This is a genomic window from Micromonospora sp. NPDC003944 (genome assembly GCF_053605225.1).
Map to the genome: position 1 here is coordinate 20,289 of NZ_JBSGIV010000021.1, position 18,028 is coordinate 38,316.

Here is an 18,028-nt window from a genome sequence, read left to right on the forward strand (position 1 = left end):
GTCCGCGCGGATCTGACCCGGGGCGCTCGCTTCCCGGAGGACCAACCCATGACTGATCTGGTCATTCGTCCGCTCGTCGCGGGCGAGGAGAACCTGTTCGACTCCATGCCCGATCCGCTGCCCCAACTGCGCCAGGTCGCGTACGCGGACGGGGTCGCCGGCGGCGGCTACCGTCCCGAGAACACCTGGGTCGCGCTGCGCGCCGGCCGGTTGGTGGGCCGGGCCGCCTGGCTCCTTCCACCGGGCGCGGTCGGTGCCCCCTGGCTGGACCGGTTCGATCTGGACGCCGAGCCGGAGGTGGGCGCCGAGCTGCTGCGCGCCGCCCACGAGGCGCTTGGCGGTCCCGGTCTGTACTACGCCGCGCTGCCGGCGCACTGGCGGCGTCGGCCCGAGGTGCTTGCCGTGGTGCGGGCCCCCATGGAGGCCGCCCTGCTCGCCGGGCTCGTCGAACAGGGGGAGCGGCTCCGGTGCTCCTGGACGGGCACACCCCTGCCGGCGTCCTCCGGGCGGTTCGAGTTCCGCCCGCCCACCCACCTGGCGGAGATCAACGCCCTGGTCGCCAGGATCACCGAGCCGGACGTGCTGACCGGCGTCGAGATCGCACGGGTGGTCGGCGGCGTCGACCTCGCCACCGACCCGCTGGCCTGGCTCGGCGACACGACCGAGAGGTGGCGCGTCGCGGTGGCGGCCGGTGAGCCGGTCGGGCTGGCGGGGACGTTCGGCGACGCCTGCTACCCGCTGCTGGCCTACCTCGGTCTGCTCGACGAGGCGGCCCGGCCCGACCTCCTGACGGAGGCCGTCCGGATGCTTGCTGACGGCGGTGCCCGGGAGGTCGTCGCCGACGTGGACGCGCACCGGGTCGCGGTGGCGGCCGAGCTGGAACGGACCGGGTTCCGGCAGTTACGGTCCCGCGTCGTCTTCGCGCCACCGAACCAGCAGGGCTGAACGGACCGGCTGAGGCGGGTGCCCCCGGTCACCTGGGCGCACCCCTCAGCCGGCACCGACACCTGTTCCTGTCAGCATCTGACCCATGCCGGAGATCATCGCCCTGCTTGTCGGCGGTCTGGCGCTGGTCGCGGCGGCCACCGCCGGGCTCTGGCTGTGGCCGATGCGTCGTCCGGTGTCCCGTGCCGCGCCGACGCAGCCGCTCGACGTCGACACGGCCATCCGGGCCGCCGAGGCTGTCATCGCCGCCGAGACGGCAGATCCCGAGGTCCGGCCGGAGTCCCGCAGCCGCCTCCTGAGCCACGGCGTCCGGACCGAGCGGGTCGTGCTGCTGTTGCACGGCTACACCCTCGCGCCCGAGCAGTACGAGGACCTGGCCCAGGAGTTCTTCGCCCGGGGGTACAACGTCTGGGTCCCGCGGGCCCCCCGGCACGGGAACGTCGACCGGCAGGCCCACCACCGGGTCGAGGCCGGCGCACTGACGGCGTACGCCGAGGAGGCCCTGCGGGTGGCGACGGGCCTGGGCCACGAGGTGGGCGTCGTGGGGATCTCCGGCGGCGCGGTGCTCGCCACCTGGCTGACCCAACTGCCGGGCACGGTCGTCCGCCGTCTGCTGTTGCTGTCGCCGTTCTTCGGCCCGAACCCTCGGCAGGCGCCGGCCTGGGCGGTCCGGCCGCTCATCCTGTTGTACGGACGCCGCCTCCTGCGGGACCGGGTGACGTCGCGCGGCTACTCCCTCGCCGCGGTCACCCAGTACCTGACGATCGCGCGTACCCTGCCGAACCCGCCCCGGCGGACCGGCCTGCGGGCCGTGGCGGTCGCGACGAGTCCGCTCGACGGCGTGGTGGATCTCGGGGCGGCGGTCGACCTGCCGCGCCGGATCGCCGACGCGAACGCGGTTCCGCTGGGGGTCTGCACCCTGCCGCCGGGGCTGGGCGTCGGTCACAACACGCTCAACCTCGCCGCCCTCGGCGCGGAGGGCGACGAGCTGCTCCGGCGGTACGTGGCGCTCTACGAGGGTGCGACCGACGACGTCCCGGTTCCACAGTGGTCGGCGGTCGACGATGTCCGACGCCGTGCCGGGCGATAGGGTCGTCGATACGTAACCTCGTTCATGTCGTCGTACCGCCGGAGCTGGTCGGGCTTCCGCGTCGCCGCCGACCCACCCCCGAGCTATCTCAGGCTTCGTGCTCGGTGGGCTGGGCGGCGGCGTTGAACACCGGCGGGGCGTAGCCGGCCGGCTTGTCGCCGATGCCCAGGCCGGGGCTGACCACCCAGGACTGGTACTGCGGGGTGAACATCATGTAGGGCAGGTCGAGCTTCGGCGCGCTGGCCTCGTCGAGCCGGCGACGAGCGTCGGCCGGGATCTCGAAGTCGAGCGCCTCGAAGTTGCTGGAGACCTGCTCGGCGCTGCTCGCTCCGATGATCACCGAGGCGACGGCGGGCTGGGTGGCGACCCAGTTGATCGCCACCTGGGCCATGCTGCGGCCCAACTCGGCGGACACGCTCTCCAGGGCGTCGATGACCTGCCAGTCGCTGGGGCTGATCTCCCGACCCCCGGCGTTGGGGGTGGTCAGTCGGCCGGACCCGCTCAGGCCGTCGTCGCTGCGCCGGTACTTGCCGGTGAGCAGGCCGCCGGCGATCGGGCTCCACGCGGTGAGCCCCATGCCCACGTTCTGCGCCATCGACACGAACTCCGCCTCGATGCCCCGGTTGACCAGAGAGTACGGCAGTTGCAGGTTGATCATCGGGGTCAGACCGTGCGCCTCGGCGTAGCTCTGTGCGCGGGTCGCGTACCAGGCCGGCACGTCGGAGAGGCCGGCGTACCGGATCTTGCCGGACCGCACCAGGTCGTCGAGGGTGTGCACGACCTCCTCGACCGGGGTGATCCGGTCCCAGGTGTGCAGCAGGTACAGGTCGATGTAGTCGGTGCCGAGCCGGCTCAGCGACGCCTCCACGGCGCGCATGATGTGCTTGCGTCCGTTGCCGCTCGCGTTCGGGTCGCTCGGGTCGACGGTGTTGGTGAACTTGCTGGTGAGCACGAGCCGTTCGCGGACGCCGGCCCGGTCGATCAGGCGGCCGAGGATCTTCTCGCTCTCCCCGGCGGTGTAGAAGTCCGCCGTGTCGATGAAGTTGCCGCCCGACTCCAGATACCGGCGGAAGATCGGCTCCGATTCCTCCTCGGTCTTCCCGTACGCCGCGTGGAACCCGTCGACGCCGAAGTTCATAGTGCCCAGCGCCAGCCGGCTAACCCGCAGACCGGACCGCCCCAGCAGGTAGTAGTGGTTCATCGTCGCGTCCTCTCGATCACGTGTCGGTCCCGACCGGACCGGTTCCCGACCTTTGCTCGGCAAAATTGGACCTGCAAGTCCAAAACCCGAGCTAGAGTCGGACCCGCAGGGGCGAGGGGAAACTGGTGATGGAGGTCTCATGACAAGGGCGCTGACCCGCAAGGGAGAGGCCACCCGGGCGCGGATCGTCGCCGGCGCGGCGGCCGAGATCCGCGAGCGCGGCGTCGACGAGGTACGCCTCGAAGACGTGATGGCCCACACCGGCACCAGCAAGGGTCAACTCTTCCACTACTTCCCGGACGGAAAGGAAGAATTGCTGCTGGCGGTGGCCCAACACGAGGCCGACCAGGTCCTGCTCGACCAGGAGCCGATGCTCAGCAACCTCACGACCTGGCCGACCTGGTTGGCGTGGCGGGACCGGCTGATCGAGCGCTACCGGGCGCAGGGCGTGAAGTGCCCCCTCAACGGTCTGCTCGGCCAGACCGGCCGGCGGGCACCGGGCGCGCAGGCGATCGTGGTCGGGCTCATGTGGCGCTGGCAGACGGCTATCGCCGAGGGCGTCCGGCACATGCAGTCGAGCGGCGACATCGCCCCGGACATCGACGCCGACCGCACCGCCGCCGCACTGCTCGCCGGCATCCAGGGCGGTGTCCTGCTGCTGCTGTCCACCGGAAGGACCGACCACCTCGAAGCGGTCCTCGACCTCACCATCGACTCGCTGCGGGCAGGTGCCCGGACGGCCTGACCGTGTCAGGATCTGCTCGTCCGGGCGTACCGAAACGGGTTGGAGAGGGCGGTCGGTCATGTCGACAACGACGGTGACAGCACTGCTGGGCGGTGGCACCGTGCTCTTCGCCGCGCTGCTCCTGGTGGTCATCGGCGTGCTGGGGCGTCGCGGCCGGGCCGGGCGACGGGCGGGCCGCTACACGTCCCACCGGGGAAACTCGTCGGACAACAGCTCGTCGAGCATGGGCGGGAGCTGAGCCGGAGCCGGCGACCGCCGGGGTTATCCTTGCCGCCGAGTTGTCGGAGATCGGAGCAGACGTGGCAGGTGACGACGACATCTCCGGGTGAGCACCCGGACCAGCGGCCGACGGGCGCGTGACAGCGCCTCCGTCGCCGCGGCCCCGTCGTCATGCCCTGCTCCCGCCGGGGCGCCGAAGTGCGCCCCGGATCGTCGCTCTCCGAGGTTCCCCATGTCTGTTCGACCTGCCCTCATCGCCCATGACCTTGTCCGCGTCCGCGGCGACCGCCGCGTGCTCGACGGCGTCTCCCTGACCGCCGCGCCCGGTCACCGGATCGGCCTGATCGGTGAGAACGGCACCGGCAAGACGACCCTGTTGCGGGTCCTGGCCGGCGTCGACGTACCCGACTCCGGCAGCGTCACGCGCCCACCGGACGTCGGCTTCCTGCACCAGGAGTTGCCCTTCGGTCCGTCCACGACAATAGCCACGGTCCTCGACGACGCGCTGCGGGAGGCCCGCGCCGATCTCGCCGAGCTGGACCGGATCGGGGTCGCGCTCGCCGATCCGGCGCAGGGCACCGAGCAGCACGACCGGCTGCTCGCCGCGTACGGCGAGGTTCTGGAGCGGGCGCAGGACCGCGACGCCTGGGACGCCGACCGGCGTGCCCGGACGGTCCTCGACGGCCTCGGCCTCGGCGGGCTGCCCCACGAGCGGACGGTGGGCGCCCTCTCCGGCGGGCAACGTGGCCGCCTCGCCCTCGCGGCGCTGCTGATCCGCCGGCCCGGCGCGCTGCTGCTCGACGAGCCCACCAACCACCTCGACGACGCGGCGGCGGCGTTCTGCGAGGAGCAGCTACGGGCCATGCCCGGGGTGGTCGTGCTGGCCAGTCACGACCGCGCCTTCCTCGACGCGGTCTGCACCGACCTCCTCGACCTCGACCCGGCGCCCGACGGGCCGGTCCGCTTCGGCGGCGGCTACACCGCCTACCTGACGGCGAAGAGGGCCGAGGCGCACCGGTGGCGCCGCCGCTACGACGACGAGCAGGTGCTCCTCGCCGACCTGCGCGAGGCCGCCGCCGTGACCGGACACCAGGTCGCGCACGGCCGTGGGCCGCGCGACAGCGAGAAGATGGGGTACGGGCACACCGCCGGCCGGGTGCAGAACCAGGTCTCCCGTCGCGTCCGCGACGCCACCCGTCGACTGGAGGCGATCGAGCGGGACCCCGTTCCGGTGCCGCCGGAGCCGTTGCGCTTCCGCGCGCCGAGGCTCGCCGAGGGCGAAGATGGCGTCGACGGCGACGAGGTCATCGTCACGGCGGACCGGCTGGAGGTCGCGGGCCGACTGCGGGTGGCGCACCTGGAGATCAAGGGTCACGACCGGCTCCTGGTGACCGGCCCCAACGGCGCGGGCAAGTCGACTCTGCTCGCCGTGCTCGCCGGCCACCTGAGCGGTGCCGGGGGACTCTGGCGACGACCGGGCCTGCGGGTCGGACTGCTCACCCAGGACAGCGTCTTCGCGGATGCGCGTCGGACGGCCCGGCAGATCTTTGACGCGACCGTCGGGCCCGAGCGGGCCGCTGTCGTACCGCTGTCCTCACTCGGGCTGCTCGCCCCGGCGGACCTGGATCGTCCGGTGGCCAACCTGTCGGTCGGACAGCGTCGTCGGCTCGCTCTCGCGGTGCTCGTCGCCGACCCGCCGGAACTGCTCCTGCTCGACGAACCCACCAACCACCTCTCGCCGACGCTCTGCGACGACCTCGTGGACGCCCTGAGCGCCGGCCCCGGTGCCATCGTCATCGCCAGCCACGACCGCCGCCTCCGCACCCACTGGCCCTCCCACCACCTCCCCCTCCAAACCTGAACCGAACCCCCTCCCCCCCTCCCCTCCCACCCCCCCGTCCGATGCGAGTTGATCAAGACGTTTGCGTCACGACACGCCGAGCAGGCCGACGCAAACCTCTTGATCACCGGGGTCGGGGCGGGCGGCCCGGGGGATGGGGTTGGGGGTGGGGGGTTGGGGTGGGGGTTGGGGTTGGGGTGGGGGTTGGCGGGGTTGGAAACGTTTTCGTAACGGGGCCTTGACCTCTGCGGCATCTGCGGAGCAGACTCCCCGGAAACGTTTACAGCTATCGGGTGGAGGTGCCGGACGTGGGTCGTAAACGTTTACAGGAGCCGGCGGACGGCCGGCCCACGGTGCACACCGTCGCCGCCCGCGCCGGCGTCTCCATCGCCTCGGCCTCGCGGGTGCTCAACGGCGTCGGCGGCAGCCCCGAGACGATCCGCAAGGTTCGCGAGGCGGCGGCCGAGGTGGGCTACGTGCCGAACGCGATCGCCCGGTCGTTGCAGTCCCAGCGCACCGGCCTCGTCGCGCTCGCCGTGGAGGACATCGGCAACCCGGTCTACGTCGAGATGATGCGGGCCATCGAGGCAGTGGTCGCGTCCTCCGGGCGGCAGCTGCTGGTGCACGCCACCGGCGGACGGATCGACAACGAGACCGCCCTGCTGCGGCGACTTGCCAACCGCTATGTGGACGGGATGATCGTCTCGCCGATCCGGGTCACCGACGACCACCTCACCGCGCTCGTGGACAGTCCGGTGCCGGTGGTGGTCGTCGGCCAGCTCGGCGCGGACGCTCCGATCGACAACGTACGCACCGACTCGCGGCACGGTATGTCGCTTGCGGTGGACCATCTCGTCGCCGCCGGCCGACGACGGATCGGCTTCGTCAACGGCCCACTCGACACCGTTCCGGGCGCTGCACGCGACGCCGGGTTCCGGGCCGCCCTGGCCCGACACGGCATCCCGCTCGACGACGAGCTGATCGAGGTCGGCGACTTCCAGTACGCCGCCGGCCGCGCCGCCACCGAGCGACTGCTCGCCCGCGCCGAGCCGGACGCCCTGGTCTGCGCCAACGACCTCATCGCGGTCGGCGCGCTGCACGCCCTGCTGGTCGCCGGTCGTCGGGTGCCGCAGGATGTCGCACTGGTCGGGATGGACGACACCGAACTGGCCCGGATGATGTTCCCCCAGCTCTCCAGCGTCTCGCTTGGCTCGGCCGAGCGTGGTCGCCGGGCCGCCGAGCTGCTGTTGCAACGCATCGCCGACGCCACCCTGCCACCGCGCCGCGAGCAGGTGCCACCACACCTTGTCGTCCGCGCGTCAAGCGCCGCGACCCTGCCGGCGCCCCGACCCGCCGGCCCACCCACCACCCACCCGTCCAGCGAAGGGGTGACCGCATGACCACCCTGACCGAACGGCCGGACGTCGAACGGGCCGAGTCGCCCCGCCGGCGGAACCGGTTCCGCTCCGACCGCATCACCATCTACCTCCTCTTGCTGCCGTCGCTGCTGCCGATCCTGGTGCTGTCGGTGTTTCCGCTGCTGCGCGGCATCTACCTCGGCTTCACCGACGCCCGCGCCGGGCGCAACGTCGAGGTCAGCTTCACCGGCCTGGCCAACTACCGCGAACTCCTCGGCGACGAGCTCTTCTGGAACTCGTTCAAGATCGGCCTGCTCTGGGCGGTCGGGGTGACGGTCCTGCAGTTCCTGCTCGCCCTCGGGCTGGCGCTGCTGCTCAACCAGCAGCTGCGGTTCCGCGGGGTGGCGCGGGTGCTGGCCGTGGTGCCGTGGGCGATGCCACCCGTCGTGGTCGGCATCCTCTGGAAGCTCGTCTACCACCCCGACGCCGGCCTGATCAACGAGTTCTTCCACCGGGTCGGCGCGGACGGGCTGCGCACCAACTGGCTCGGCGACTTCAGCACCGCCCTGCCCGCGGTGATCATCGTCGGGGTCTGGGCCGGGATGCCGCAGACCACCGTCGTCCTGCTCGCCGGCCTGCAGGGCGTGGGCCGCGAGCTGCACGAGGCGGCGGCCGTCGACGGGGCGAGCACCTGGCACCGGTTCCGGCACGTCACGCTGCCCGCGCTGGCGCCGGTGATCGTGGCGATCACCTCGCTGGACTTCATCTGGAACTTCAACTCGTTCGGCCTGGTCTACGTGCTGACCGCTGGTGGACCGGGCGGCAAGACGATGCTGCCGATGCTGTTCGCGTACGAGGAGGCGTTCCGTTACGGCAACTACGGCTACGCGGCGGCGCTCGGCAACGTCATGGTCGTGATCATCATTGCGCTGCTCGCGGTGTACCTCCGTCGCCGGCTCAGGGAGGCGAACTGACATGTTCGGAAAACCGAGCCGCACGAGCCGGACGCTGCAGTACCTGGCGCTCGCCGGCTACCTGATCTTCCTTGGGTTCCCGCTGGTCTGGCTGCTCTCCACGGCGTTCAAGCCGCCGCGTGAGCTGGTCCGCCTGCACCCGACGCTGATCCCCGACAACCCGACCCTGCAGAACTTCGTCCAGGCGTTCACCGAGCAGGAGCTGGGCCGGGCGGCGCTCAACAGCCTCCAGGTCTCGCTCGCCTCGGCGGTGCTGACCGTGCTCGTCGCCATGCCGGCGTCGTACGCGTTGGCCCGGTTCCGCTCCAAGCTCGGCACCGCCGCGCTGGGCTGGGTGCTGCTGTCCCAGCTCTTCCCGTTCGTACTGCTGATCATCCCGATCTTCCTGGTGCTGCGGCAGGTGGGCCTGGCCAACACGCACGCCGGGCTGGTGCTGATCTACGTGGTCTGGGCGCTGCCGTTCGCGCTGTGGATGCTGCAGGGCTTCGTCCGCAACATTCCGCGGGAGCTGGAGGAGGCCGCCTCGGTCGACGGTGCGACCCGGATCCAGGTGCTGCGGCGGGTGGTCTTCCCGCTGCTCGCCCCGGGCCTGGTCGCGACCGCGCTGTTCTCCTTCATCTCCGCCTGGAACGAGTTCTTCTTCGCCCTGGTGCTGATCAAGACCCCGGAGCTGGCCACCCTGCCGGTGGCGCTGGCCCGGTTCGTCGGCATCGAGGGCACCGCCCGACTGGGGCCCCTGGCCGCCGGCTCACTGCTGGCGACCCTGCCCAGCCTGATCTTCTTCGCGTTCATGCAGCGCCGGCTCTCATCCGGGTCGCTCGCCGGCGCGGTCAAGGGCTGAGCCGTCCCCCACCCACCATCACCAAGGAGGTAACCCCCATGCTCCGTACCCGATTCCGCCGACTCGCGGCGGCTGCCGCGGTCGCGGTCGTCGGCCTCGGCGCGCTCAGCGCGTGCGGCGACGGCGGCGGCGACGAGGACGCGTCCGGCCCGGCCAAGCTGCGATTCCTCAGCCTCGCCTGGCAGAAGGAGTCGCTGCAGGTCAACAAGGACCTGGTCGCCAAGTGGAACGCCGAGCACCCGGACATCCAGGTCGAGTACGTCCAGGGTGACTGGAACTCGGTGCACGACCAGCTGTTGACCTCCTTCGAGGGCGGCGACGCGCCGGACATCGTGCACTACGAGGCGTCCTCGATCGGCGAGTTCAGCAAGCAGGGCTACCTGGCCGACCTGTCCGACCTGGTCTCCGACGACCTCAAGGGGCAGATCGACAAGGGCATCTGGGACACCGCCACCACCGACGGCAAGGTCACCGGCGTGCCGTTCCTGCTGGAGTCGCAGGTCGTCATCGCCAACAAGAAGCTGCTCGACGCCGCAGGTGTGGCGGTTCCGCCGGCAGACGGCGGCTGGACCTGGGACGAGTTCCAGAGCAACGCGCAGAAGCTCACCAAACCCGGCCAGTACGGCGCGGCCTGGGCGTTGAAGTCGCCGACCAACCGGGTGCTCAACCTGGCGCTCAACTACGACGGGAAGTTCTTCTACGGCGACGGTGGGCGCACCGAGGTCAAGGTCGGCGACGCGGAGAAGGAGGTCCCGAAGCGGATCCACGACATGCTCTACACCGCCAAGTCCGCCTCCCCGGAGGCGCTCGGCATGAGCGGCGCGGACACCCTTCCCGGCTTCTTCGGCGGCAAGTACGCGATGCTGCCCGGCTCGGTGTCGCTGCGCCAGCAGATGGTCGAGCAGGCGCCGGCCGGCTTCGAGTGGGTCACCCTGCCCCCGATCAAGGGCCTCTCCACCAAGCAGGCCGCCAACCCGCAGACGCTGTCGATCTCCGAGGACAGCAAGCACAAGAAGCAGGCCGCGCAGTTCCTGGAGTACTTCCTGAACCCGACGAACATGGCCGCCCTGGCCAAGGGCGACTGGCTCGTGCCGACCGGCAAGACGGCCAACGAGGAGCTGGTCAAGCTCACCGCCGGCAAGCAGGGCTGGGACGTGGCCGCGGACAGCGCCACCGACCTGACCGTCGCCCCGTTCCAGCAGGCCGACGGCTACCCGGAGTGGAAGACCAAGTACGCCACCCCGGCCCTCCAGCAGTACTTCGCCAACAAGATCACCCTCGACCAGCTCGGCACGCAGCTGGTCGACGGTGGCAAGCAGGTTCTGAGGTAACGACATGTCACTCTTGCTCGACACTTCGGTTGGTTGCCTGGTCGGCGCCGCGGTCGGAGACGCCCTTGGCGGCGCCACCGAGACGGCCCTGCCCGAGCAGATCCGCACCCGCTTCGGTGGCTGGGTCGAGGGCATCGTGCCCCCGTACCACGCCGACTGGGCCACCGCGCGACCGCTCGCGCCGTACCACAAGGGCGACGGACACCTCACCGACGACACGTTGATGACCCACGCCCTGGTCCGCGCGTACGCGGCCAAACGGGACCACCTCGACGCGTACGACGTGGTGGAGCTGCTGGTTCCCGACCTGATCGAGCGGGTGGTGTACATCCCCGACCTGGAGCGCGACGGGGTGACCTTCCACCGGCTCGCGGCCGCCGAGCGGTGGCTGGTCACCCGACTGCACCACGCTCACGCGGACCCGCGTGAGGCCGGGGTCGGCAACATCGTCAACTGCGGCGCGGCCATGTACATGGCCCCGGTCGGCATCGTCAACGCGGGTGACCCGGCCGGTGCGTACGCCGAGGCGGTGGAGATCGCCGGCGCGCACCAGCACAGCTACGGGCGGGAGGCCGCCGCCGTCTTCGCGGCCTCGGTCGCGGCGGCCGCGACCCCCGGCGCGGGCGTGGACGACGTCGTCGCGGCGGCGCTGGACCTGGCCCGCGACGGCACCCGCGCGGCCATCGACGCGGTGGTCAAGGAGGCCCGCGGTCACCACGACTGGAAGCAGGCCATCCCGGCGCTGCGGGCCGCGGTCGCCCCCTACGACACGGTGGGGGAGGAGTACCGCAGTCCCGGCCTCGGCGCGCGGCGGCCCAGTCGCCTGCACGCCATCGAGGAGCTGCCGGTGGCGCTCGGCATGCTCGTGGTGGCCGGCGGCGACTTCCGGGCCGCGGTGCTCGGCTCGGTGAACTACGGCCGGGACGCCGACTCCACCGCCACCATGGCCGCAGCCATCGCCGGAGCGCTCGGTGGCGCGGCGGCGGTCCCGGCGGAGTGGTCAGACGTGGTCGCGACCGCCTCCAAGACCGATCTGGTCGAGCCGGCCCGGGTCCTCGCGGCGGTGGCCGGCGAGGTTTTCGAGCGTGACCAGGCCCGGTTCGCCCGCCGCGCGGAGCGTTTCGCGGGGCTGGCCGCCGGCGCTCCTCGGGAGGCTGGGGGCGAGACCCGGTGAGGATCACCTGGGTGCAGCCGGAGGACCTGCTGCCGCACGAGCTGGCGGCCAGCCGGGACGAGGGACGCGACGTCGCCGCGATCGCCGAACGGTGGACGGCGGCCGGCGGGGACCTGACCCCGCCGGTCAGCGGGGCATCGCGCACCCCGGCGTCGCCGGAGCTGCGGGCCCTCGCGACGGAGCTGCTGGACGCCGCCGACGCGCTGCCCGCCGCCGGCGGCGCTGACGAGGCCGACGACCTCATCACCCTGCGCGCCGGGTGGCCGGACGGGTGGTCGCTGCCCACCGAGGTGGCGTACGACCGGCTGCACGGCGCGTGGCTCGGCCGGGCGGTCGGCTGCCTGCTCGGCAAGCCGGTGGAGAAGATTCCCCGCGAGGGCATCCGGCAGATTCTCACCGCGACGGACAGGTGGCCGCTGCGCGACTGGTTCACCGCGAAGGGGCTCCCAGCCGACGTGGCCGCCCGCTGGCCGTGGAACCGGCGCAGCGCGCCGACGAGTCTCGCCGAGAACATCGACGGGATGCCCGAGGACGACGACCTGAACTACGCGTTGCTGGCACTGCGCGTGCTGGAGACGCACGGCCGGGGCTTCACCAGCGCCGACGTGGCGCAGGCGTGGTTGGACTGGCTGCCCGGCGGGCGGGTCTTCACCGCCGAGCGGGTCGCCTACCGCAATCTGCTGCTCGGCTACCCGCCGCCGGACAGCGCCCGCCGGCACAACCCGTTCCGGGAGTGGATCGGCGCGCAGATCCGCACCGACGTGTACGGCTGGGTCAACCCCGGCCGGCCGGACCGGGCCGCCGAGCTGGCGGTGCGGGACGCGACGGTGAGCCACGTCCGGGGCGGGGTGCACGGCGCGATCTGGGCGGCGGCCCTCTCCGCCGCCGCTCCCGTCGCGGGCACTGTCGACGAGGTGCTTGACGCCGCCGAGGCGGTGCTGCCGCCGGGTAGCCGCTTCGCCGCCACCGTCCGGGAGGCCCGCGCCCTCGGTGCGGGGACCGACGACTGGGAGAGCGTGGTCGACGAGCTGTACGCACGGCACGGCCACCTGCACTGGGTGCACGTCCGCAACAACGCGGCGCTGGTGGCCGCGGCCCTGGCGTACGGCCGGGGGGACCTGGAACGGTCGATCACCGCCGTGGTCAGCGGCGGTTGGGACACCGACTCGACCGGCGCGACTGTCGGCGCGGTCACCGGCGCACTGGCCGGGGCGGGTGCCCTCCCGGCCCGCTGGGTCGACCCGCTGCGCAACCGGCTGGCCAGCAGCATCGGCGGCTTCGACGGGATCGGTTTCGACGAGCTGGCCGGGCGGACCCTCGCGCTGGTGCGACCGGCGACGGAAGGGAGCGCGGCATGAGCGCCCGGGTGGCGGTGGTGGGCAGCAGCAACCTGGACCTGGTGGTCTCGGCGTCGCGGCTGCCCCGCCCCGGTGAGACGGTGCTCGGCGGGACCTTCCGGACCGTGCCCGGCGGCAAGGGCGCCAACCAGGCCGTCGCCGCCGCCCGAGCCGGCGCGACCTGCGACTTCGTGGGCGCGGTCGGCGACGACGAGTTCGGTGCCCGGATGCGTGCGAGTCTCGCCGACGCCGGCGTGGACGTCCGGGGGCTGCGCACCGTCGCCGGCCCCTCCGGTGTCGCGCTGATCGCCGTCGACCGGGACGCGGAGAACTTCATCGTGGTCGCGCCCGGCGCCAACGGCACACTTACCGAGCTGGACGCGGACGACCGGGCGACGATCGCGGCGGCGGACGTGCTGCTGCTGCAACTGGAGGTGCCGCTTGCCGCCGTGACCCAGGCGGCGGACTGGGCCCGCGCCGACGGCACCACTGTGGTGCTGAACGCGGCGCCGGCCGCCGCGCTGCCCGGCGCACTGCTCGATCTGGTCGACGTGCTCGTGGTCAACGAGCACGAGGCGGCGGTCGTCGCCGAGGTCACCTCCGACGACCCTCAGGTGCTGCTCGACGCCCTGCTGAAGCTGGTGCCCCGGGTGGTGCTGACCCTCGGCGCGCGGGGTGCCGCGTACGCCGACCGGCACGGCCTGCGTCTCGCCGTCCCGGCGCCGCAGATCGACGCGGTGGACACCACCGCCGCCGGTGACGCGTTCACCGGCGCGCTCGCCGTCGGCTGGGCCGAGCGGGGTGGCGCCATCAACAAGGACACCGTCACGGCCAGCCTGCGCTGGGCCTGCGCCGCCGGCGCGGCCTGTGCCCAGCGGCCCGGAGCGTCCACCGCCCTGCCCGAGCGGCCGGCCATCGACGCCCTCTACGAAGCGACCTACCGAGGTGCACCGTGAGCTTCAACCCGTATGTCCCGCGCCCCATCGACCGGCCGACCGAGGTGCCGTTGGGCGGGCACGCCGACCTGAGCACCCTGGACGAGGCGAAGATCTTCGCCGCGCCGACCGACCCGGCGGACTGGCCGGCCTGGCGGGAGCAGATCACCAGGTGGCGGGCCGACGCCCGAGGGCGGACCGGCTACGTCGGCGAGCACTACGACGAGATCACCGGCGACTGCTTCAGCGTCTGCCTGGCCTGGCTATGGGACGAGACGCTCTACGACCACGAGCGCGGCGTCTTCACCGTCGACGAGTTCCTCGACGCGGCCGGGCGGGACTTCGGCGGCTTCGACGGGGTGGTGCTCTGGCACGCGTACCCGGTGATCGGCCTGGACGACCGCAACCAGTTCGACTGGTACCGGGACGTGCCGGAGCTGCCCGAGGTGGTGCGCGCGTTCCAGCAACGCGGGGTGCGGGTCTTCGTGGACTACAACCCGTGGGACACCGGCACCCGGCGCGAATCGGGCAGCGACGCCGAGGAGGTCGCCACCTTGGCGGGCAAGCTCGGCGTCGACGGGGTCTTCCTGGACACCCTCAAGGAGGGCGCCGGGGAGCTGCGCGCCGCGCTGGACGCGGTGCGCCCCGGCCTGGTCCTGGAGGGCGAGAGCAGGGTCCCGCTGGCCCGCATCGCCGACCACGCGATGTCCTGGGCGCAGTGGTTCGCCGACTCCGAGGTGCCCGGCGTGCTGCGGGCGAAGTGGTTCGAGCGACGCCACGTGCTGCACCACACCCGGCGCTGGCACCGCGACCACCTCGACGAGCTGCACTCCGCCTGGCTCAACGGCGTCGGTGTGCTGGTCTGGGAGAGCGTCTTCGGTGTCTGGGTCGGCTGGAACGAGCGGGACCGCGCGGTGCTGCGGGCCATGCGCCGGGTGCAGAGCAGCCACGCGGCGTGGTTGCGCGCCGAGGACTGGGTGCCGCTCGCCGACCACCCCGGCGAGGGCACGGTGTACGCGTCCCGCTGGACGCACGACGACGAGCCACTGTGGACGGTGGTGAACCGGGGCGCGGACCACGACGGTCCGTGGCTGGTCACCGACCCGGGCCTCGGCCGGCACTTCGTCGACCTGGTCACCGGTGCCGAGCTGACCGTCACCGAGACCGCCGACGGTCGACTCGCGGTGGGCGGCCCACTCCCGGCCGGCGCGATCGCCGCCGTGGCACGTGGAGTCGCCGCCGCGCACCGACACGAGCCGCCGACCGGCGACCCGGCCTTCCCGGCCCGCGAGGCGGTGCGCTCCCGTACGCCGTGGGCGCCCCGCCTGCACGTGCCGTCGGACATGGTCGCCGTCGAGGGCGGCCGGCGGGAACTCGTCGTCCGGCACCGGGTGCGGGAGACCGGCCTGTACGGCGAGGCGCCCTACGTCGACGAGTGGAAGCCCCTGCCACCCCGACTGCACCACCCCGGCACGCTGCGGCGCAGTGTGCGGCTCGACCGGTTCGCCATCGCCGTGCACGAGGTCACCCACGGCGAGTACGCCGAGTTCCTGCGCGCCATCGGTTACGCGCCGGTGCGCCCGGAGCGGTTCACCGCCGGCTCCGGTCCGGCCGACGCTCCGGTCACCGGGGTCGAGCTGGCCGACGCGCGGGCGTACGCGGTGTGGGCCGGACTGCGCCTGCCCACCGAGGACGAGTGGCAGGTCGCCGCCGAGGCGGGGCTGCTCGTGCGACGGGAACCGCTGGTGTGGAACCTGACCGAGAGCGAACACTCCGACGGTCGTACCCGCTTCGCCATCCTCAAGGGCGGCGCCCAGTACCGCGCGGAGGGCTCCGACTGGTACCTCGACGGCGGCCCACAACCCGCCGACGTCTCGGTGAAGCTGCTGCTCACCGGCGCCGGCCTCGCCCGCTCCGAACAGGTCGGTTTCCGCTGCGCGGCCGACCTTCCGGAGGCGACGGAGGTGACCCGGTGACCGCGCCACTGGACGGGGTGAAGGTCGTCGACCTGGCCACCCTCTTCGCCGGGCCGCTCGCGGCGGCGTTCCTCGCCGACTTCGGCGCCGACGTGATCAAGGTGGAGCACCCGGCCAAGCCGGACCCGTCGCGGGGGCACGGCCCGGCCCGCGACGGCGTGGGGCTCTGGTGGAAGGTGCTCGGCCGCAACAAGCGCACCGTCACCCTCAACCTCTCCGACCCGGACGGCGCGGAACTGCTGCGCCGACTGCTCGCCGACGCCGACGTGCTCGTGGAGAACTTCCGCCCCGGCACCCTGGAGCGGTGGGGGCTCGGCCCAGCCGAGCTGCACGCGGTCAACCCCCGACTGGTGATCACTCGGATCAGTGGTTTCGGGCAGGTCGGCCCGTACGCCCGCCGGCCCGGCTTCGGCACCCTCGCCGAGGCGATGAGCGGGTTCGCCGCCGCCACCGGGGAACCGGACGGCCCGCCCACGCTGCCCCCGTTCGGGCTGGCCGACTCGGTGAGCGCGCTCGCCGCCGCGTACGCGGTGATGCTCGCCCTGCGGGCGCGCGACGTCACCGGCACCGGGCAGGTCGTCGACCTCGCCATCATCGAGCCGATCATGGCGATGCTCGGGCCGCAGATCACCTGGTACGACCAGCTCGGCTACCTCCAGCCCCGGCTGGGCAACAGGTCCAACAACAACGCCCCACGCAACACCTACAGGTGTGCCGACGGGCGCTGGGTGGCGGTCTCCACGAGCGCCCAGAGCATCGCCGAACGGGTGCTGCGGCTGGTCGGCCGGCCCGAACTGGTCGACGAGCCGTGGTTCGGCACCGGCAGCGGTCGGGCCGCCCACGCCAACGAGTTGGACGCGGCGGTCAGCGCCTGGGTGGCGCAACGGGACCGCGACGAGGTGGTGGCCGCGTTCGAGGAGGCACAGGCCGCGGTCGCCCCCGTCTACGACGTGCGGGACATCCTCGCCGACCCGCAGTACTTGGCGCTGGGCACGGTACGCACCGTGCCGGACGAGGAGTTGGGCGAGGTACGGATGCAGAACGTGCCGTTCCGCCTCGCCGAGACGCCGGGCGAGATCCGGCACGCCGGCCGGCGACACGGCCAGGACACCGACACCGTCTTCGGGGCGCTCGGCCTCAGCGCCGAGGAGTTGGCCGCACTGCGCGAACGGGGGGTGCTCTGATGCTGGTGAGCTGGCTCTACGTGCCCGGTGACCGCCCGGACCGGTTCGCCAAGGCGGTCGCCTCGGGGGCCGACGCGGTCATCCTCGACCTGGAGGACGCCGTGGTCGCCGGGCGCAAGGCGTACGCCCGGGACGCTGTCGCCGAGTTCCTCGCCGAGGCGCACCCGGTGCCCGTGCAGGTCCGGGTCAACGAGCTGACCGGCCCGGACCTCGACGCCGACCTGGCGGCGGTGACCGGCCGGCCCGGGTTGGCCGGGCTGCGGCTGCCGAAGGTCGAGTCGGCCGCGACGGTGGCGGCCCTCGCCGACCGGGTCGACGTACCCCTGCACCCGCTGATCGAGTCGGCACTCGGGCTGGAGGCCGCGTACCCCATCGCCTCTGCCCATGCGGCGGTGGCCTCGATCGGGCTCGGCGAGGCCGACCTGCGCTCGGATCTGGGGGTGAGCGACGACGACGGGCTGCTCTGGGCGCGCGGCCGCGTGGTGGTCGCGGCCCGCGCGGCCGGTCTGGCGCCGCCGGCCATGTCGGTGTACGCGGACGTCGTCGACCTTTCCGGTCTGGCCGCCTCCTGCGCGGCGGGTCGACGGCTCGGCTTCCTCGGCCGGGCGGCGATCCACCCGCGCCAGCTTCCGGTGATCGTCGACGCGTTCCGGCCACCCGATCGGGAGGTGGCCCGCGCCACGGAGCTGTTGGCCGCCGTGGCGGACGCGCACCAGCGCGACTCGGGCACCGTGGTCCTGCCCGACGGCCGGTTCGCCGACCGGGCGATGGTGGCCGCCGCCCGACGCGTCGTCGACCTCGCCGCCCGCTACGCCGCCTGACCGTCGCGGGCTGCTCTCCCACGTCAACGGCTCTGCCGGACCCCGCTGAGCGGGGGC

Annotated in this window: 16 protein-coding genes; 15 read left to right on the forward strand and 1 reads right to left on the reverse strand. The window is 72.8% G+C overall.

What is annotated here, in order from left to right; all coding sequences use genetic code 11:
* Positions 1-48 precede the first annotated feature (48 nt).
* Both ACWER9_RS13135 and ACWER9_RS13140 read left to right on the forward strand, forming a co-directional pair.
* Positions 49-945: an acetyltransferase gene (locus tag ACWER9_RS13135; protein ID WP_452302046.1), complete on the forward strand. Its 897-nt coding sequence runs from the start codon at positions 49-51 to the stop codon at positions 943-945.
* Positions 946-1,030: 85 nt separating this feature from the next.
* Positions 1,031-2,035, forward strand: coding sequence for an alpha/beta hydrolase (locus tag ACWER9_RS13140; RefSeq protein WP_452302047.1), 1,005 nt, complete (start codon positions 1,031-1,033; stop codon positions 2,033-2,035).
* A gap of 88 nt (positions 2,036-2,123) precedes the next feature.
* Here ACWER9_RS13140 and ACWER9_RS13145 read toward each other — a convergent pair whose 3' ends face one another.
* On the reverse strand, positions 2,124-3,236 hold the full coding sequence (locus ACWER9_RS13145; RefSeq protein ID WP_452302048.1) for an aldo/keto reductase: 1,113 nt from the start codon (positions 3,234-3,236) through the stop codon (positions 2,124-2,126).
* Positions 3,237-3,375: 139 nt separating this feature from the next.
* On the opposite strand from ACWER9_RS13145, the gene ACWER9_RS13150 reads away from it, so the two are divergent.
* From ACWER9_RS13150 to ACWER9_RS13210, 13 genes are all read left to right on the forward strand, one after another.
* Positions 3,376-3,981 (forward strand): TetR/AcrR family transcriptional regulator, encoded by a 606-nt coding sequence (locus ACWER9_RS13150; protein WP_452302049.1) that lies wholly within the window; start codon positions 3,376-3,378, stop codon positions 3,979-3,981.
* Between the two features lie 58 nt (positions 3,982-4,039).
* Positions 4,040-4,219 carry a hypothetical protein gene (locus tag ACWER9_RS13155; RefSeq protein ID WP_452302050.1) on the forward strand — a complete coding sequence of 60 codons (180 nt, stop codon included), beginning with the start codon at positions 4,040-4,042 and terminating at the stop codon, positions 4,217-4,219.
* Positions 4,220-4,432: 213 nt separating this feature from the next.
* A complete protein-coding gene (locus ACWER9_RS13160; protein WP_452302051.1) occupies positions 4,433-6,061 on the forward strand; it encodes an ABC-F family ATP-binding cassette domain-containing protein in 1,629 nt (542 codons plus the stop codon).
* 287 nt (positions 6,062-6,348) lie between these two features.
* On the forward strand, positions 6,349-7,440 hold the full coding sequence (locus tag ACWER9_RS13165; protein ID WP_452302052.1) for a LacI family DNA-binding transcriptional regulator: 1,092 nt from the start codon (positions 6,349-6,351) through the stop codon (positions 7,438-7,440).
* The gene (locus ACWER9_RS13170) at positions 7,437-8,372 is read left to right on the forward strand and encodes a carbohydrate ABC transporter permease (protein WP_452302053.1); all 936 of its coding nucleotides are present in this window, start codon (positions 7,437-7,439) and stop codon (positions 8,370-8,372) included. Before ACWER9_RS13165 ends, ACWER9_RS13170 begins: the two co-directional genes overlap by 4 nt.
* Position 8,373: 1 nt before the next feature.
* Positions 8,374-9,213 (forward strand): carbohydrate ABC transporter permease, encoded by an 840-nt coding sequence (locus ACWER9_RS13175; protein WP_357357414.1) that lies wholly within the window; start codon positions 8,374-8,376, stop codon positions 9,211-9,213.
* A gap of 38 nt (positions 9,214-9,251) precedes the next feature.
* Positions 9,252-10,544, forward strand: a complete 1,293-nt coding sequence (locus ACWER9_RS13180) for an ABC transporter substrate-binding protein (RefSeq protein WP_452302054.1) — start codon at positions 9,252-9,254, stop codon at positions 10,542-10,544.
* Positions 10,545-10,548: 4 nt separating this feature from the next.
* The gene (locus ACWER9_RS13185; protein ID WP_452302055.1) at positions 10,549-11,718 is read left to right on the forward strand and encodes an ADP-ribosylglycohydrolase family protein; all 1,170 of its coding nucleotides are present in this window, start codon (positions 10,549-10,551) and stop codon (positions 11,716-11,718) included.
* Complete coding sequence (locus ACWER9_RS13190) at positions 11,715-13,076, forward strand: ADP-ribosylglycohydrolase family protein (RefSeq protein WP_452302056.1); 1,362 nt, start codon at positions 11,715-11,717, stop codon at positions 13,074-13,076. The genes ACWER9_RS13185 and ACWER9_RS13190 overlap by 4 nt, the downstream gene beginning before the upstream one ends.
* Positions 13,073-14,011, forward strand: coding sequence for a ribokinase (locus ACWER9_RS13195; protein WP_452302057.1), 939 nt, complete (start codon positions 13,073-13,075; stop codon positions 14,009-14,011). The genes ACWER9_RS13190 and ACWER9_RS13195 overlap by 4 nt, the downstream gene beginning before the upstream one ends.
* Entirely contained in the window at positions 14,008-15,966 is a 1,959-nt protein-coding gene (locus ACWER9_RS13200; protein ID WP_452302058.1) for an SUMF1/EgtB/PvdO family nonheme iron enzyme, read from the forward strand. Before ACWER9_RS13195 ends, ACWER9_RS13200 begins: the two co-directional genes overlap by 4 nt.
* A complete protein-coding gene (locus ACWER9_RS13205; protein ID WP_452302059.1) occupies positions 15,963-17,150 on the forward strand; it encodes a CaiB/BaiF CoA transferase family protein in 1,188 nt (395 codons plus the stop codon). The genes ACWER9_RS13200 and ACWER9_RS13205 overlap by 4 nt, the downstream gene beginning before the upstream one ends.
* Positions 17,150-17,971: an HpcH/HpaI aldolase/citrate lyase family protein gene (locus tag ACWER9_RS13210; protein ID WP_452302060.1), complete on the forward strand. Its 822-nt coding sequence runs from the start codon at positions 17,150-17,152 to the stop codon at positions 17,969-17,971. Before ACWER9_RS13205 ends, ACWER9_RS13210 begins: the two co-directional genes overlap by 1 nt.
* The last annotated feature ends 57 nt before the right edge of the window (positions 17,972-18,028 follow it).

Bases quoted from the DNA above. Each gene is read 5' to 3' on its own strand.
- ACWER9_RS13210 (WP_452302060.1), top strand. From the start codon at position 17,150: ATGCTGGTGAGCTGGCTCTACGTGCCCGGTGACCGCCCGGACCGGTTC.
- ACWER9_RS13175 (WP_357357414.1), top strand. From the start codon at position 8,374: ATGTTCGGAAAACCGAGCCGCACGAGCCGGACGCTGCAGTACCTGGCG.
- ACWER9_RS13180 (WP_452302054.1), top strand. From the start codon at position 9,252: ATGCTCCGTACCCGATTCCGCCGACTCGCGGCGGCTGCCGCGGTCGCG.
- ACWER9_RS13170 (WP_452302053.1), top strand. From the start codon at position 7,437: ATGACCACCCTGACCGAACGGCCGGACGTCGAACGGGCCGAGTCGCCC.
- ACWER9_RS13140 (WP_452302047.1), top strand. From the start codon at position 1,031: ATGCCGGAGATCATCGCCCTGCTTGTCGGCGGTCTGGCGCTGGTCGCG.
- ACWER9_RS13135 (WP_452302046.1), top strand. From the start codon at position 49: ATGACTGATCTGGTCATTCGTCCGCTCGTCGCGGGCGAGGAGAACCTG.
- ACWER9_RS13195 (WP_452302057.1), top strand. From the start codon at position 13,073: ATGAGCGCCCGGGTGGCGGTGGTGGGCAGCAGCAACCTGGACCTGGTG.
- ACWER9_RS13160 (WP_452302051.1), top strand. From the start codon at position 4,433: ATGTCTGTTCGACCTGCCCTCATCGCCCATGACCTTGTCCGCGTCCGC.
- ACWER9_RS13155 (WP_452302050.1), top strand. From the start codon at position 4,040: ATGTCGACAACGACGGTGACAGCACTGCTGGGCGGTGGCACCGTGCTC.
- ACWER9_RS13145 (WP_452302048.1), bottom strand. From the start codon at position 3,236: ATGAACCACTACTACCTGCTGGGGCGGTCCGGTCTGCGGGTTAGCCGG.
- ACWER9_RS13185 (WP_452302055.1), top strand. From the start codon at position 10,549: ATGTCACTCTTGCTCGACACTTCGGTTGGTTGCCTGGTCGGCGCCGCG.
- ACWER9_RS13150 (WP_452302049.1), top strand. From the start codon at position 3,376: ATGACAAGGGCGCTGACCCGCAAGGGAGAGGCCACCCGGGCGCGGATC.